We start from the raw sequence: 16,416 nt of genomic DNA, 5'->3' as shown, positions 1-16,416 counted from the left end.
GATGAAGAAAATACACGTATTAGCGCTTATTCCAGTTTTTTGTTTAGTTATTGGACCTGTATTTGCTAATTCAGTTACTCCTTACGTATTAGGGATGCCATTTTTATTGTTTTGGGTATTATTATCGGTGCTCATTACGTCTCTTTGTATGGGACTTGTGTACGTATTTGATCCTGCTAATAAGGGGGATGTAAAATGATCGCATTACTTATCATTATATTATTTTTGTTTCTTGCACTATTTTTAGGAATTCGGGCACAACATGGAAAAGATATGAATTTAGAGCAATGGTCAGTTGGAGGAAGAGGTTTTGGCACTATTTTTGTTTTTCTTCTTATGGCAGGTGAAATTTATACGACTTTCACATTTTTAGGCGGAAGTGGATGGGCATATAGTAAAGGAGCGCCTACTTTCTATATTTTAGGTTATGGTGCGTTAGCTTATATTTTATCTTACTTTTTATTGCCGCCAGTTTGGAAGTATGCGAAAGAGCACAATCTTGTTTCGCAGCCAGATTTTTTTGTAAAGAAATATAAGAGTCAGACACTTGGCATTATCGTTTCTGTCATTGGGGTTATTTCGATTATCCCATACCTTGTTTTACAGTTAAAAGGATTAGGTATTATCGTTTCGGAAGCATCTTATGGAAGGGTATCACCAGTTATTGCAGTGTGGATTGGTGCGATTGTCATAACTATATATGTAATGGTTTCAGGCATACACGGTTCTGCTTGGACAGCCGCTTTGAAGGATATTATGATCCTGTTTATCGTTATGTTTTTAGGTATATATTTACCGTACCATTATTACGGAGGATTTCAGCCGATGTTCGAAGCGGTAGAAGCGGCGAAACCAGGATTTTTATCTTTACCCGATGAAGGAATGAGTATTTCTTGGTTTGTTTCTACTATTGTATTAACAGCTCTCGGTTTCTATATGTGGCCCCATACATTTGCTTCTGCTTTCTCTGCAAAAAATGAAAAAGTATTTAGGAAAAACGCGGCAATCATGCCTCTTTATTCTTTAGTATTGCTTTTCGTATTCTTTGCAGGTTTTGCTGCTATACTGCAAGTTCCAGGGTTAAAGGGAGGGGATGTAGACCTTTCGTTATTCCGTCTCGCTCTTCAAACATTTGATCCATGGTTTATTGGGATTATTGGTAGTGCAGGAGTATTAACAGCATTAGTTCCGGGTTCCATGCTTGTTATGGCCGCGTCTACTTTATTAGCAAAAAACATTTACCGAACAATGGTCCCATCTGCTTCAGATAGACAAGTTGCTAAAGTGGCAAAATTATTTGTGCCTGTAGTAACACTTGTTGCAGTATTGTTTACATTTAAAGGAGGAGAAACGATAGGGGCTCTTCTTTTAATGGGATACAGTATAGTGACACAACTTTTCCCTGCACTTGTATGTAGTTTGTTTCCACGTCAAGTTATTACGAAGCAAGGGGCAATTGCAGGAATGGGGATTGGGTTGTTAGTGGTCGCATATATTACTTTATCTGGTTCAACTATAGCTACGATGTTTCCAGCTTTCCCTCAATATATAAAAGATTTAAATGTAGGTATAGTCGCATTGTTAATGAATATGATTGTGATGTTTATCGTTAGCGGGTTCACGAGAAATGTGTCTATAAAGACAGACAATATAATAGTAGAAAAGTAATCCGTGTGCTAGAGCTATCTTTGAAAAGAGATAGCTCTTTTTTGTATATATTTTCTTCTATTAGCGGAATCTAACTAAAAACTTGTTGAAAAGGAAGTTAGGTGGGGGAATTGTTAGAGTTAAAAGGTAACTTATTTGAAGTTATGAAAGAAATTAGGGATGAGTTAGGTTCGCCTAATGATTTAACAATTAGGGAAGTTGCCCTTGCTGGTAGTTTTACACGCTGTGCTGTTATTTTTTTATGTGGGTTAACAGATAAGGATAATGTTTATAAATATGTAGTTCGTACACTTCAATATGAAGAAGTGCAAAAGGAAGTAGATGTTGTTCAAACGTTATTGGATCGCTTTATTTCTATTGCGGAAGTCGGTAAAAAGACAACGTTTCCAGATATTATAAATGCGATTTTAGCGGGAGATACCGTTATATTAATTGATAATGTTCAAACTGCGATTGTGATTAATAGTAGAGCTTGGGAAAAAAGAAGTTTAGAACCGCCGGTAACAGAAGATTTAATACGTGGACCGAGGATCGGATTAAATGAAGATGTTAACGTGAATAAAATGTTAATTCGCCGTAGTTTACGTGACCCAAAGCTGAGATTTCAATCTTATATTATGGGGAAGAGATCCCAAAAAGAAGTGACTTTAGTATATATAGAAGACATTATTAATCCTTACATTGTAAAAGAGCTAGATCGGCGTCTTCAATCCATAGTGACAGACGTCGTTTTTGAGACGGGTACGATTGAGCAATTAATTCAAGATAATAATTTGTCGCCGTTTCCGCAGTTTTTGAATACGGAAAGGCCTGATAATATTGTGGCCTCATTAGCGAAAGGAAAGGCAGCTATTTTGGTGGATGGATCACCGTTTGCCCTTATAGCTCCGCTAGTATTTGTTGATATTTTTCAATCTGTGGAAGATCATTATGAGCGGTGGGTAATTGGGACTTTATTAAGAATTTTGCGGATGGGTTCTGGCATAGTTGCAGTTTTAATGCCAGCGATGTATGTAGCTCTCGTATCATATCACCAAGGACTTATCCCTTCTAAACTGGCTTATTCAATTGCTGGGGCAAGGGAAGGTGTTCCGTTTCCCGCCTATATAGAAACGTTAATGATGGCATTAACGATGGAGTTAATACGAGAAGCGGGAATTAGGTTGCCAAAACCGATGGGGCAAACAATTGGGATTGTAGGTGGTCTTGTAATTGGAGAAGCTGCGGTGAACGCAGGGATTGTAAATCCATTTTTAGTAATTATTATTGCAGTTACTGCAATTGCCACATTTTCACTGCCTGTATATAGTATTACGATTACGTTTCGGATTTTACTTTTTGTCTTTGTTTTAGCGGCGACTACTTTTGGATTGTATGGAATCATTCTAGCTCTTATTGCGCTTGCTGTTCATATTACAAATTTAACAAGTGTTGGTGTACCGTATACAACTCCAATTGCTCCTGCATTTTATAAAGATTGGAAAGAAGAGTCTATTCGCATGCCAAAATCGATGTTGAAAGATAGACCAGAGTATTTACAAACGAAAGATTCTACAATACGTCCAAAGGAGGAGGAATAATTGAAACCATTTGAGTATGGTGATGAAGAAATTGGATCTCGGGAAATTGGGTTTGCGGTATCATCGACCATTATTGGTATAGGCGCATTATCTATGCCGAGGGATATTGCCAACCAAACTTTATTTTCAGATGGTTGGATTATTTTGCTTTTGGGTGGATTGATATGTGCAGTTTTAGGCTGGTTTGTAACGAGGGTGGCTATTTTATTTCCGAAACAAAACTTTGTTCAATATACAAGTACGCATTTGACGAAGCCTGTTGCATACACAATTAGTAGCATTTTAGTATTGACGTTTGCTGCTTTGACCGCATATGAATCGCGAATGATTGCAATTATTTCGCAAACGTATTTATTTAGTGATACGCCGGTCCAGCTGCTATCTTTCTTCTTCTTATTAGTTGTTATTTATGGAATAGCAGGATCGAGAGCAGCTTTATTACGATTAAATGTTATGTTCTTACCTATTGTTTTAATTGCGATAATGCTTCTTTCTTTATTAAATATAAATTTAATGGAAATAAACAATTTATTTCCAGCTTTTCAAACGGAAGTAAGTCAATACGCTGTTGGGGTTAAAAATTCTATATTCACATTTATTGGATTTGAGGTAGCTCTGTTTTATGCTGTGTTGTTGAATGATAAGACAGCGAAAAAGGCACCAATGGCAGTTGCAAAAGCCGTGATAGTAAATGTGCTCTCATACATTTTAATTTATGTAACTTGTATTAGTGTTTTTACGTATATGACAACTCGTGGATTGACATATCCAACGATTGAATTAGGGAAAGAAATTGAAATTGGTGGGGGATTTTTAGAAAGATTTGATGCGATTTTTTTTACGACTTGGATTATTACTATTTATAACACGACAGCAATGTATTATGACGTCGCATCTTTATTGTTTTGTGCTATGTTTCCGAAAGTGAAGAAATATATTTTTATTTTCGTAAGTGCTCCTATTATTTTTATGGTGAATATGCTCCCTGGTAATTTAGATACGTTATCAAGTTACGGAACGTATTTAGCGTGGATAGATATGGGGTTTGTCGTATTAGCTCCTTTGTTAGTTTTGATTGTATATAAAATAAAAAGAAGGAATGGTAGAAATGAAACACCTTCTTAAAATTATAATGGTTATGGTTTTAGCTGGATCTATAAGTGGGTGCTCTGAACTAGAAGAAATAGAAGAAAGAGGATTTGTAGTAGGCGCAGCTTACGATATTGTGAAAAAAAAGAAATCAAATCCGATTATGAAAGGGACGTATCAGATGGTACTTCCCAGTAAGTTAGCACAACAAGGTGGACAGGGCGATGAAGGTAGTGAAAATTATATTAATGTGAGTGCAAAAGCAGATAGTGTCTTTGAGCAAATCCGAATTATTGCTAAAAAAATTAGTCGAACATTATTTTTTCCACATATACAAGTGATTATTTTTTCGGAAGAATTACTGGCGAATCCGTATGTTTTGCAAAATACGTTAGATGTATATATTCGTGATCATGAAATGAGAAGAAATATTCGTTTGTTTGTTTCAAAGAAAAATGCAGAATCTATTTTAAAACAGAGTGCAAAACCTGAAAATTTACCGGCGCAGTATATTGATATGTTAGCTGAACATCCTCCGAAAAACGCTCAAATGATTGAGGCGGCGAGAATTGGTGAAGTGCAGGGGAAAATGATTGCAAATCGAAGTTTTGCATTACCTCTTTTAGGGCTAACAAAACAAGGGGTACAAATGGAAGGGGCGGCATTGGTTCGTGGAAAGGATAATAAGTGCGTTGGAATTTTGAGTGGAGAACAAACATTAGGAATGAACTATATAATAGGTAAAAAAATTGGAGGTTTCTTTACTGTTCGTAAAAAGAATCAGCTTATTACATATGAAATTCATAAGTTGCGCCGAAAGATCCAGGTGTCTACTGAAAATGCTACAAAACCGAAGTTTGATATTCATTTGTCCACAGAAGGCATATTAGCTGAGTTGCATTTTAATGAACCGAAACAAGTGATGAGTGAAAAGCTTTTAAAGAAAGAGATTTCAAAGGAAATGACGAAGCGTATTGAAAAGTCTATACAACTTGTTCAAAAAAAATATAAGGTAGATGTATTGGAATTAGGAGAGGTATATAAGAGGCATAATTATAAAGAGTGGAAAAAAGTTAGTAAGAATTGGGATCAAGGTCAGAATTATTTTAGTAATGCTGAAATTAATGTTCATGTTGATCCGACAATTGAACATTCAGGTTCAGCTTTACCGAAGAAAGTGAAATAAGGTGATATGAGTTGTTTACTGGATTAGGGATTAGTTGCACGATATTAATGGCAGTTCTTCCGGGAGCCATATACTTTATTCATAAGAAACTCACAACGTATGGAGCACAGCCTTGGAATACTGATGCACAAAAAAAGAAACCTGAATGATTTTCAGGTTTCTTTCGCGCAAAGCAAATGTGAAGGGGGATACCTTCTATGTATGCTTTGCTTATAAAAGCCCTAACCAATGTACCAATTGTGTAGAGAGGAATGTCACAACAATGGCGATAACGGTAGGGATTGCAAACGATAAGAATGTCCATTTTGCACTTTTTGTTTCTTTATATATGTTAACCAGTGTTGTTCCACATGGGAAATGAAGAAGTGAGAACAACATTGTGTTTAACGCTGTTAACCAAGTCCAACCATTTTCTAAGAATAGATTTTTAATTTGATTAAAATCGTCTATTTCAGTTAAAGCTCCAGTTGATAAATAAGACATTAATAAAATAGGGATAACAATTTCATTCGCTGGTAGTCCAAGAATGAATGCAGCTAGAATAAATCCATCAAGTCCTAACATTTTAGCGAACGGATCTAGGAAGTTTACAAAATACATAAGTAAGCTTGTGTCACCGATGAAAATATTAGCTAGTAACCAAGTTAATGCAGCCGCAGGGGCAGCTACAACGATAGCTCGTTTTAAAACATAAATTGATTTATCGAGTGTTGCACGTACAATTGTATTCCAAACTTTTGGCTTACGGTACGGTGGTAACTCAAGAGTGTAGTGAGTTGGCACACCTTTTAAAGCTGTTTTTGATAGTACCCAAGAAACAGTTAATGTCATAATAACACCAATTACAACCATTCCAACTACAACGCCAGCAGTAACTAATGTTTGCATACTACCTGTATAACCAGCAGCCATAAATAATGAAGCCATTAAAATTAACATAGGCCAGCGACCGTTACAAGGAACGAAGTTGTTTGTTAAGATTGCAAGCATACGTTCACGTGGTGATTCAATAATACGCGTTGACATAATAGCGGCTGCATTACAACCAAAGCCCATTGCCATTGTTAAAGATTGTTTGCCATGTGCACCAGAGCGTTTGAATAAGCGATCCATATTAAAAGCGACACGTGGTAAATATCCGTAGTTTTCTAATAGTGCGAACATAGGGAAAAAGATTGCCATAGGTGGTAACATAACGCTAATAACAGCACCGATACCACGGAATAAACCAAGTATTAAAATGCCATGTAACCATTCAGGTGCATGTGCTGCCTGGAACCAAGATGTTAAATATCCTTCGGCCCATCCGAAAAACTCAGCAATCATATCAGATGGTACGTTAGCACCTGCAATTGTAAGATAAAAAATAATAGATAAAATACCGAGCATAATTGGAAATCCCCAGATTGGAGATGTGAAAATTTTATCTAGTTTTTCAGAACGATACAGTTTATCAGTATTTGTATATTGAACAGACTCTTTACATATGCTTGCAGATGTTCGATAAATATCTCCGACAATATCATCTCGTATATCTTCTTTTGAGAGTGCTTGTGCATGTTGAATAATATAGTCTAATGGAAGAGCCTTACTGGCTGAGTGAGATTCCATTCATTACGACCTCCCTTACAAGTGGTTCATTATGGTGTTTTTGAAGTGTAGTTAAGAAGTTTTTATCTCCATCTAATATACGTAACGCAATCCAACGTGCTGGATACGTATCACCGAACACTTTATAAATTTGTGGTTCTAATTCCTGAATCATATTTTCGATTTTTTCACTGTAAGAAATTTTAATTGGTGTTGGAATTAATTTTTTATTTGCTACTTTAGCGATAACACTTAGCAAATGCCCAATACCTACTCGGTTACGAGCAGAAATCTTAACTACAGGTACACCGAGTGATTTTGCTAATTTCTTTTCATCAATAACGATGCCTTTTTTCTCCGCTTCATCAATTAAATTAATACAAATGACTACATTGCTTGTCATTTCCATCACTTGGAGGGCTAAATTTAAATTTCTTTCCATTGCAGTTGCATCTATAACAACTACAGTTACTTCTGGTTTTTCAAATATAATATAATCTCTTGCTACTTCTTCATCCGCAGAATTTGAATATAGTGAGTAAGTTCCAGGTAAATCTATTAATGTATATTTACTTCCGTTATGTTCATATTCCCCTTCAGCTTTTAAAACAGTTTTTCCCGTCCAGTTTCCAGTGTGTTGCTTTAAGCCTGTTAAAGTGTTAAATAATGTACTTTTCCCGGTGTTCGGGTTGCCAGCTAAAGCAATACGATGTTTGCTCATCTGAAATCATCTCCTATTAATACCCCGAAAATAAGGGAACTTTCTTCCTTACGTAGTGCGATAGTTGTATTGCTTACTTGATAAGCGACCGGATCTCCAAGCGGACTGCGCTGTAATACTTTAATTGTTGCCCCAGGGATAAATCCTAAGTCTAATAAACGTCGTTTCATAGTTCCTTCTAATTGTATCTTCTCAATTTGTACAAACTCTCCTGTCTTAAACTTGGAAAGTGGTTTTGTATTAGCCGATACCATAAAAGTTACCTCATCTCTATATTGTTTGTTTAAGTTTAAAAAGTTTCCTTAGGTAAACTTTTTGTTAATAATATAGTAGACTACATTGGATGATGCTGTCAATTGGTACTTTAAAAATATTCATTTATTTTTAGAATTGTTCCAATTTATTTAGTTGTACTAAAAAATATTACTGAAATTCTGTTGAATGTAAATAAAGTAAGAGTGTAAAAGTTAAAAGATACAATGTATTTGTAAATGTATTTTTAATTAAAAGGGGAAAAGAGCGAAAAACATTTACATTGAATTTACATTTTTAAGAATAAATTTACATTACTGCTTAATTAGTGTGGATTTTGTTGGGTTCTTTAACTATAAATGTTGGGATTCCTAGCTTTTAAGGGTTATTATCGTCATTTACTTAAAATTAAAAATTGCTTAACACTCACATAATATTGTTGTCCTACAATGAATTTGTGTTCGAAAGAAAATGAATTCGAAAAGTGATAATCCAAATGGGGGTACAAGACATGGTTATGAAAAAAGGTATTAAATTTTCTTTAGCGGCTTTAGTGATGGCAGGAGCGTTAGTTGGATGTGGGAAAGCAGATGATACAGCTAGTAAAGAACCTGCTAAAGGAAGCGATAATACAAAACAAGAATTATCAGGTACGATTGCAGCAGCTGGTTCTACAGCTCTTCTACCTCTTGCGGAGGAAGCTGGAAAGAAATTCATGGAGAAAAATTCAAAAGTTTCTATTCAAGTGCAAGGTGGCGGTAGTGGAACTGGAATTAACCAAGTAGCATCGGGTGCAGTACAAATTGGTAATTCAGATGTTCCGTCGGGAGATAAAATAAAAGATGCTGAAAAAGCGAAAGAATTAGTAGATAACAAGGTTGCGGGTATTGCATTCGCGCTTGTCGTAAATAAAGATGTAAAAGTTGATAACTTAACAGTGCAACAAGTACAAGATATCTTCACTGGGAAAGTAACAAACTGGAAAGAGGTAGGCGGGAAAGATGAAAAAATCAACGTAATTAACCGTCCAGCTTCATCTGGTACACGTGCTACATTTGAAAAGACAGTTATGAAAGAAGCGAAAATTAATGATGGAACTGGTACAACACAAGATTCTAACGGTGCAGTAGAGCAAGCGATCAATTCTACTCCAGGTTCAGTAAGTTATTTAGCAATGTCTTACATGGTTGGCGATAAAAAAGGTGCGCTACAAACAGTGAAAATTGATGGTTCTGAACCAAAAGTTGAAAACATTTCGTCTGGTAAATATCCATTCTGGTCTTACGAGTACATGGTAACAAAAGGTGAAGCGAAAGAAGCAACGAAAGCTTACATTGATTATGTAAAAGGCAAAGACTTTGAAAAGCAAGTAGAAGATATGGGTTACATCCCAATGTCTAAATTAAATAAGTAATAAATTTTTATGGGGCTGGCTGCAAGGCCAGTCCTGTTCATTTCAATCTATGAAGTGGGGTCTGACCTGTGATGAAGGGGAAAAAACAAATTAATTACGTAAAAAGTGAATATATAGGAAGATCGCTTGTTACGTTTTGTGGTATTTTTATTGTTTTAATTACATTAGCTATTATTGCGTTTATTTGCGGTAAAGGTATTCAATCTTTTACACAAAGTGGTATCTCATTTACTGAGATGTTAACATCGACAAAATGGAATCCAAATGCTGACGAAGGAACCTTCGGGGCTTTGATTTTTATTGTAGGTTCAACGGTGGTTTCGTTAGGTGCGGTTATTATTAGTGCGCCAATTGCTATAGCTCTTGCTATATTCATGAATTTAATTTCGCCAAAGTTTGGAAATAAAGTATTGAAGCCCGTTTTAGAATTATTAGTTGGTATTCCTTCGGTTGTATACGGATTATTAGGGGTTACGATTTTAGTGCCACTATTACGTGATTCGTTCGGGGGAGTGGGATTTAGTCTAATTGCGGGTATTGTTGTATTAAGTATTATGATTTTACCTACTATTGCTAGTATCGCTTCTGATGCAATACGCTCTGTTCCATTTGATTATTTAGAAGCTTCTTATGGTCTAGGATCAACGAAATGGCAAGCGGTTAGCCGAGTGATTGTTCCTGCTGCGAAAAAAGGGATTTTAACAGGTGTTGTTTTAGGTTTAGCGCGTGCTTTTGGTGAAGCATTAGCGGTTCAAATGGTAATCGGGAACACAATTAAATTACCAGAAGGAATATATAGCCCGACAGCGACGTTAACTGGTATTTTGACAATGGACATGACAAATACATTAAACGGAACTGCTTGGAATAATGCGCTATGGACTTTAGCGATGATTTTACTTGTTATTTCATTCCTGTTTATTTTAGTAATTCGAGCGATTGGGCAAAGAGGTGAGCGATAATAATGAATGCAAGAACGGTAAATAAAATTTGGACAGGTATCTTTTATGCAGTTGCAGCTTTAGTTGTAGCTCTGCTAGTATTCTTAGTGTTTGAAATTCTGCAAAAGGGATGGGGATTTTGGGATCCTGATTTCTTGTTTGGAGAACCAAGTAATACAAGAGCTGGTGGTGGGATTGGTCCACAGTTATTCAATTCCTTCTACATGCTTGTTATAACGCTTGTTATATCTATTCCTCTTGGGTTAGGTGCTGGAATATATTTAGCAGAGTACGCAAAACAAGGGCGCTTTTTAAATTTTGTTCGTTTATGTATTGAGACGATGGCGTCGTTACCTTCGATTGTTGTTGGTTTATTCGGTTTGTTAGTGTTCGTTACCATGACAGGTTGGGGATACACAGTAATGGGCGGTGCTCTTGCTTTAACTATTTTAAACTTACCAGGTTTAACACGTGTTTGTGAAAATGCGATTTCAGAAGTGCCTCATAATGTAAAAGAGGCAAGTCTTGGATTAGGTGCAACGAAATGGCAAACAATTGCTCGTATCATTATTCCGTCGTCATTACCGCAAATTATTACAGGTATTATTTTAGCGGCAGGTCGTATATTTGGTGAAGCGGCAGCGTTAATTTACACAGCGGGTTTAACATCCCCGATTTTAAATTCAGCAGCGGACTTCTCAAGTCCTGCCCATCCTTTAAATCCATTTAGACCAGCTGAAACGTTAGCGGTTCACATTTGGAAGTTAAATTCTGAAGGAGTTATTCCGGATGCAAAGTTGATTGCGACAAAATCTGCAGCTGTATTAATTATTATGGTATTACTATTCAATGTTATTTCGCGCTTGGTAGCATCTATATTGCATAAGCGTTTTACAGGAACGAAAAGAAAAAGTAAAACGACGAAGAAGGTAAAAGCAGCATAAAATACAAAAAGAACTCTCTACTTATAAGTAGAGAGTTCTTTTTGTATTTTAATATAGAAGGAATGGATGTAATGATTGTTGAATTTGTAATTGATTATATAGATGAATAGGTACAGATGAGAGGAGAAGTTAATTTGTTTTTTCTACAAATGTCAGGTTTTCCTGGATCGGGAAAATCGACAGTTTCTAAGTATATAGCGAAGTTAACAGGTGCTGTAATTGTAGATCATGACGTTTTGAAATCGGCATTGTTACAATCATTAGAAATGAAAGGGGTTGAATCGACAATTGTTGGAGGAGTATCATACGATATTGAATGGGCATTGATTGATTCTTATTTAGGACAAGGGCATAGTGTTATATTGGATAGTCCGTGTCTATATGAAGGGATGGTTGAAAAAGGAATAAAATTGTCTAATAAACATGGTGTAAAATATAAATATATCGAATGTTACCTTAATGATATGGAAGAGATTAATCATAGGCTGCAAACACGTAAACGTATGGCCAGTCAGATTGGAAAAGTGGATTCGGAAGTAGCTTTTAAAAAGTGGTTACATGGTAGTAAGAGACCTTCGAATACTGAATATCTTATTGTAGATTCTGATAAACCTCTAGAGCCATATGCTCAAAAAATGATGGATTATATGAGTAGGTAGAGAAAAGCGTTATCTTCATTCATGAAGATAACGCTTTTCTTTTAAATATCAGGTGTTTCTGTGGAAGTGCTTATTTTTCTACGAGAGCGTCTTTTTCTCCCGATTTTATCTAATAGTTCATACATAACTGGAACGACTACTAATGTAAGAACGGTTGAGACTGCTAAACCACCGATGACAACGACGGCAAGACTTTTTGATACCATGCTTCCTGCTTGCGATTGACCAAATAGGAGAGGGAGCATAGCGACGATTGTTGTTATAGCTGTCATAATGATTGGACGTAATCTAGTGGATCCCGCTTCTAGTAAGGCATCTCTTGTTTCCATTCCGTGTTCCCGATTTTGTTGCACTCTTTCTATTAATACAATAGCGTTTGTAACGACAATCCCGATTAACATTAATGCGCCGATCAAGGAATTTACATCAACGGGTGTTCCTGAAATGATTAATCCTAAAATACCGCCAACAGCAGCTAATGGCAAGGAGAACAAAATTGCAAAAGGAGCGCGCGCCTGTCCGAAGGTGATAACCATAATTAAATATACAATCCCGATTGCAATCCCCATAATTTTGAATAAATCTGTGAAGTTCTCTTGCATAGATTCAGTTGCACCTGCAATAGTTACTTTTGCGCCGCTAGGTAAGTCTAAGTTAGCTATCGTTTCGTTTACTTCTGCGCTTACTTTACTTAAATCTTCATTTGAGGCCTCGGCAGTAATTTGAATCGTTTCTTTTCCGTCTTTATGGAAGACTTCTGTTTGAAGTTTCTTTTCTGAAATAGTTGCAATGTCTTTTAAAGGAATTGGTCCATTGATAGGTGATAGTATGTTTGTGTTTAAAATGTCTTCTTGTTTAGTGATGTTTTCTTTTTTGTGTTCTATTATAATAGTTGTTTTTTCATTATTGATTGAAATTTCACCAATAGGTGATTTCTTCATAAGGAATGCTACTTGTTGTGCTGCTAATTCTGGTGTTAAGCCTAGTTGTTCGGCCTTTGTTTGATCAACATGGATTTGCCATTCTTTCTTAGAGTCTTCTAAATTTGTTTTTACTTTAGAGAGAGCAGCCATATCTTTTAGTTTTGTTTCGACGATAGTAGCAGCCTCTTTTAAATTCGTTTCGTTAGTTGTTGTTACGTTAAATTGCAAATTGTTGCCACCACCAGAGCTTGAATAACTCGTTTTTATATAATCTAGTTCAGCAGGCTCAAAAGCTTTATGTTCTTTCTTTAACTCTTTAATATATTGATCAATATTAGAGCCTTTCTTGAAGACTACAAATATACTGGCAAGATTATTTTTTGTCGTTTGCCCCCATTGTGCATCTTCTGCGCTAGATCCCATTCGTAAAATAACATCTGTTACATCCGAATTAGAAAGTAATTTCTTTTCGAAATCGAAGGCTTTTTGTTTTTGTGTTTCAGGAGCGTAATCAGCTGGGAAAGTCATATTAATAGATAACATTGTGTCGTCTTCAGATTTTATGTTCGCTTTCGGTAGTAATACATAGGCTGCAATCGATCCTGCGAATAATAAAAAAGCAGTAAGTAGAATAATGAATTTATGCGAAAGAGCCCACTTTAATGTAGCGACATATCGTGGTGAAGAACTTGGCTTTTTGTGCTTTGTTTTTTTGAGTAGTAAAAAAGCCATAAGTGGAACAACTGTTAGTGCAACGATTAAGGATGATAGTATAGAATATACAACTGCTAATACCATAGGTAACATTAATTTTCCGATTACTCCTGATACGAGGCCGATAGGTAAGAAAACAGCGACTGTTGTTAAAGTAGAAGAAGTAATTGCGACGGCGACCTCTTTCGTTGCATCGAGAATAATATCTTTAGAGAAAGATTCTTTTTGTAAACGACGGAAAATATTCTCTATGACAACGATACTATCATCAACGAGACGTCCAACTGCAACTGCTAAACCACCGAGCGTTAAGGTGTTAAGTGTGATGTTAGATTGGTGTAGTAAAAAGAGTGTTAATAAAATAGATAATGGAATACTGACAACGGCGATGAGTGTCGTTCGGAAGTTACGCAAAAAGATTAAGATAATTAGAGTTGCAGCAATTGCTCCGAGAATTACTTCTTTGCCCATACTAGTAACAGCATTTTCAACTTGCTCATGAGTTGAGGCTAAAAGTTTAATAGAAAACTGATCTTTATATTGTTTACTTATATCTTTAATTTTCTTATCGATTTCCTTTCCGATTGCAACTGCATTTTTACTTGGCTCTTTCATGATGATTAATCCGGTTCCTTCTTCTCCGTTTATATGCGAGATTGTATCGTAGTGTTGTTTAAGTTCGATTTGAGCAACATCTTGCAATTTTACTTGAGGTGCAACGGTTATGTTTTTAATATCATCTACATTTTTTATATCCCCAATGACACGAAGGTTATATTCTTCTTTATTAACGGTAATTGCTCCAGCTGGAGTAGAAGTTTCTTTTCCTTGTAAAACTTTTAATATTTGTTCTGTTGTTACGTTTTTATCTTTTAATTGGTTTGGGTCTAGTATGATAGATAATTCAGAGGCTGATTTTCCGAAAAACATAACGTTGGCAACACCATCAATGCTTTCGAGTTGTGGTACGATTTCTTTTTCGATTTGTTTTTCATCTGCTTTTGAAAATCCGTTTTGCTTCTGGATAGCAATTTGAGCGAGTGGAATCATAGAAGTATTTAATTGGCTAACTATGGGTTTAGTTGCATCTTTAGGTAATTTAATTGTGTTAATGGCCTTTTCAACTTCGCGTGCTGCGTCTTTCATGTTTGCTTTGGATGTATACGCGATATCGATACGTGATAACCCCTCGTGCGTAGAAGAGGTGATGCTGTCGATGTGTTCTAAATTGCGAAATTGTTTTTCGAGGGGATCAGTTACTTCTTTTGTCATCGCTTCAGCGTCGAGTCCTTGAGATAAGGTTGTGACAGTGACTGCTGGATTATCGATGCTTGGTAAAAATTCCATAGGTAATTTAGATCCGGAATAAACGCCAAGTACGGAAATGAGAAAAACCATGATGATAACAGCGGCGCGGTTTTTTAATGAAAACTTTGTTAACCTATCCATAAAGTAATTCCTCCATTGGTTTATTTATAGTTGAGTACGTCCTTTCTTACTATATAACAAAAAATGGATATTTTTCATTAATTAAATGTAAAAAAATCTAACAATAATCTTAAGTTAATGTTTTTGTTGGAATTTCGTTATTTATTCCGCTATTCGCCGAGCGATAAGACTATTACCTAATCGAGCTGTCTGTAAACAACCGATTCGTTCAATTAATAGTTTGTGTGGAGGAACAAAACTAAAAATCGGCATGTTTGCTTTATGTAGGAAGTGGTGAATCTATTTTTTTAGTTTGGATTGATTTGTTTTTTATATTGTTAGTCTATAGAGGAGTAAATGATCAGGGCTTTAATATAGAAGAGAATGAAAATCTAGGAAGGGGTTATGAAATACAGTTTGGTTAACTAGAGTGTATTGGTATACAATTTAAATAGCTGTTTTCCATAGATGGGAGGAGGTGTCTCTATATAGAAGAAAGTAGGATGGATATTTTTTTGTGTTTTTTTTAAAAAACACTTGTTATTTAAAAAACATGATGGTATATTAATAAACGTCGCTGACGCGGAAACGCAGAAAACGACAAAAAAGAAATTTTAAAACGTAGTTGACATCGAAAAATGAAGATGTTAATATGATGAAGTCGCTTCTGAAGCGGCAGACAAGTTCTTTGAAAACTGAACGAAACAAACAACGTGAAACGTCAATTTTTATTTTTAGATGCTAGACAAACTAACTTTATTGGAGAGTTTGATCCTGGCTCAGGATGAACGCTGGCGGCGTGCCTAATACATGCAAGTCGAGCGAATGGATTGAGAGCTTGCTCTCAAGAAGTTAGCGGCGGACGGGTGAGTAACACGTGGGTAACCTGCCCATAAGACTGGGATAACTCCGGGAAACCGGGGCTAATACCGGATAATATTTTGAACTGCATGGTTCGAAATTGAAAGGCGGCTTCGGCTGTCACTTATGGATGGACCCGCGTCGCATTAGCTAGTTGGTGAGGTAACGGCTCACCAAGGCAACGATGCGTAGCCGACCTGAGAGGGTGATCGGCCACACTGGGACTGAGACACGGCCCAGACTCCTACGGGAGGCAGCAGTAGGGAATCTTCCGCAATGGACGAAAGTCTGACGGAGCAACGCCGCGTGAGTGATGAAGGCTTTCGGGTCGTAAAACTCTGTTGTTAGGGAAGAACAAGTGCTAGTTGAATAAGCTGGCACCTTGACGGTACCTAACCAGAAAGCCACGGCTAACTACGTGCCAGCAGCCGCGGTAATACGTAGGT

At 36.3% G+C, this 16,416-nt stretch carries 14 protein-coding genes and 1 rRNA gene (1 of these 15 only partly in view); 11 read left to right on the top strand and 4 right to left on the bottom strand.

Features of this window, described 5'->3' with window-relative positions; translation table 11 throughout:
• The first annotated feature begins 1 nt into the window (after position 1).
• The 6 genes from QCI46_RS23880 to QCI46_RS23855 all read left to right on the top strand — a co-directional run bounded on the left by QCI46_RS23880 (position 2) and on the right by QCI46_RS23855 (position 5,672).
• The gene (locus tag QCI46_RS23880) at positions 2–199 is read left to right on the top strand and encodes a DUF3311 domain-containing protein (RefSeq protein ID WP_087983279.1); all 198 of its coding nucleotides are present in this window, start codon (positions 2–4) and stop codon (positions 197–199) included.
• Positions 196–1,668 carry a sodium:solute symporter family protein gene (locus QCI46_RS23875; RefSeq protein WP_088061933.1) on the top strand — a complete coding sequence of 491 codons (1,473 nt, stop codon included), beginning with the start codon at positions 196–198 and terminating at the stop codon, positions 1,666–1,668. Before QCI46_RS23880 ends, QCI46_RS23875 begins: the two co-directional genes overlap by 4 nt.
• A 101-nt stretch (positions 1,669–1,769) precedes the next feature.
• Positions 1,770–3,248, top strand: coding sequence for a spore germination protein GerLA (gene gerLA / locus QCI46_RS23870; protein WP_353841584.1), 1,479 nt, complete (start codon positions 1,770–1,772; stop codon positions 3,246–3,248).
• A complete protein-coding gene (gene gerLB, locus QCI46_RS23865) occupies positions 3,249–4,373 on the top strand; it encodes a spore germination protein GerLB (protein ID WP_353841583.1) in 1,125 nt (374 codons plus the stop codon).
• On the top strand, positions 4,357–5,523 hold the full coding sequence (gerLC, locus tag QCI46_RS23860) for a spore germination protein GerLC (protein ID WP_353841582.1): 1,167 nt from the start codon (positions 4,357–4,359) through the stop codon (positions 5,521–5,523). The genes gerLB and gerLC overlap by 17 nt, the downstream gene beginning before the upstream one ends.
• An 11-nt stretch (positions 5,524–5,534) precedes the next feature.
• Positions 5,535–5,672 (top strand): hypothetical protein, encoded by a 138-nt coding sequence (locus QCI46_RS23855; protein WP_000493989.1) that lies wholly within the window; start codon positions 5,535–5,537, stop codon positions 5,670–5,672.
• Between the two features lie 61 nt (positions 5,673–5,733).
• On the opposite strand, the gene QCI46_RS23850 is transcribed toward QCI46_RS23855, so the two are convergent.
• The 3 genes from QCI46_RS23850 to QCI46_RS23840 are packed head-to-tail and all read right to left on the bottom strand — an operon-like array spanning position 5,734 to position 8,088.
• The gene (locus QCI46_RS23850) at positions 5,734–7,134 is read right to left on the bottom strand and encodes a nucleoside recognition domain-containing protein (protein ID WP_088061939.1); all 1,401 of its coding nucleotides are present in this window, start codon (positions 7,132–7,134) and stop codon (positions 5,734–5,736) included.
• Entirely contained in the window at positions 7,112–7,834 is a 723-nt protein-coding gene (locus QCI46_RS23845) for a FeoB small GTPase domain-containing protein (protein WP_046953769.1), read from the bottom strand. Before QCI46_RS23845 ends, QCI46_RS23850 begins: the two co-directional genes overlap by 23 nt.
• Positions 7,831–8,088, bottom strand: a complete 258-nt coding sequence (locus QCI46_RS23840) for a FeoA family protein (protein WP_353841581.1) — start codon at positions 8,086–8,088, stop codon at positions 7,831–7,833. Before QCI46_RS23840 ends, QCI46_RS23845 begins: the two co-directional genes overlap by 4 nt.
• Positions 8,089–8,597: 509 nt before the next feature.
• Between QCI46_RS23840 and QCI46_RS23835 the strand changes: the two genes are divergently transcribed.
• From QCI46_RS23835 to QCI46_RS23820, 4 genes are all read left to right on the top strand, one after another.
• Positions 8,598–9,500, top strand: a complete 903-nt coding sequence (locus QCI46_RS23835; protein WP_172553307.1) for a phosphate ABC transporter substrate-binding protein PstS family protein — start codon at positions 8,598–8,600, stop codon at positions 9,498–9,500.
• Between the two features lie 71 nt (positions 9,501–9,571).
• Positions 9,572–10,462: a phosphate ABC transporter permease subunit PstC gene (gene pstC / locus QCI46_RS23830; protein WP_000676675.1), complete on the top strand. Its 891-nt coding sequence runs from the start codon at positions 9,572–9,574 to the stop codon at positions 10,460–10,462.
• A gap of 2 nt (positions 10,463–10,464) precedes the next feature.
• Positions 10,465–11,385: a phosphate ABC transporter permease PstA gene (gene pstA, locus QCI46_RS23825; RefSeq protein ID WP_048562942.1), complete on the top strand. Its 921-nt coding sequence runs from the start codon at positions 10,465–10,467 to the stop codon at positions 11,383–11,385.
• A 134-nt stretch (positions 11,386–11,519) separates the two neighbouring features.
• Complete coding sequence (locus QCI46_RS23820) at positions 11,520–12,044, top strand: P-loop nucleotide/nucleoside kinase family protein (RefSeq protein WP_353841580.1); 525 nt, start codon at positions 11,520–11,522, stop codon at positions 12,042–12,044.
• Positions 12,045–12,085: 41 nt separating this feature from the next.
• On the opposite strand, the gene QCI46_RS23815 is transcribed toward QCI46_RS23820, so the two are convergent.
• A complete protein-coding gene (locus QCI46_RS23815) occupies positions 12,086–15,130 on the bottom strand; it encodes an efflux RND transporter permease subunit (protein WP_353841579.1) in 3,045 nt (1,014 codons plus the stop codon).
• Positions 15,131–15,865: 735 nt separating this feature from the next.
• Between QCI46_RS23815 and QCI46_RS23810 the strand changes: the two genes are divergently transcribed.
• Positions 15,866–16,416: ribosomal RNA gene (locus QCI46_RS23810) — 16S ribosomal RNA — on the top strand (it continues 1,001 nt past the right edge of the window).

The sequence above is a fragment of the Bacillus cereus group sp. RP32 genome (assembly GCF_040459735.1).
GTDB lineage: Bacteria > Bacillota > Bacilli > Bacillales > Bacillaceae_G > Bacillus_A > Bacillus_A wiedmannii.
Note: the sequence above shows the minus strand (reverse complement) of the source record. Positions and strands in the feature narration are given on the sequence as shown.

Coding starts and splice junctions, on each gene's coding strand:
- QCI46_RS23845 (WP_046953769.1), bottom strand. CDS start 7,834: ATGAGCAAACATCGTATTGCTTTAGCTGGCAACCCGAACACCGGGAAA.
- QCI46_RS23880 (WP_087983279.1), top strand. CDS start 2: ATGAAGAAAATACACGTATTAGCGCTTATTCCAGTTTTTTGTTTAGTT.
- pstA (WP_048562942.1), top strand. CDS start 10,465: ATGAATGCAAGAACGGTAAATAAAATTTGGACAGGTATCTTTTATGCA.
- pstC (WP_000676675.1), top strand. CDS start 9,572: ATGAAGGGGAAAAAACAAATTAATTACGTAAAAAGTGAATATATAGGA.
- QCI46_RS23835 (WP_172553307.1), top strand. CDS start 8,598: ATGGTTATGAAAAAAGGTATTAAATTTTCTTTAGCGGCTTTAGTGATG.
- QCI46_RS23875 (WP_088061933.1), top strand. CDS start 196: ATGATCGCATTACTTATCATTATATTATTTTTGTTTCTTGCACTATTT.
- QCI46_RS23850 (WP_088061939.1), bottom strand. CDS start 7,134: ATGGAATCTCACTCAGCCAGTAAGGCTCTTCCATTAGACTATATTATT.
- gerLC (WP_353841582.1), top strand. CDS start 4,357: ATGAAACACCTTCTTAAAATTATAATGGTTATGGTTTTAGCTGGATCT.
- QCI46_RS23815 (WP_353841579.1), bottom strand. CDS start 15,130: ATGGATAGGTTAACAAAGTTTTCATTAAAAAACCGCGCCGCTGTTATC.
- QCI46_RS23840 (WP_353841581.1), bottom strand. CDS start 8,088: ATGGTATCGGCTAATACAAAACCACTTTCCAAGTTTAAGACAGGAGAG.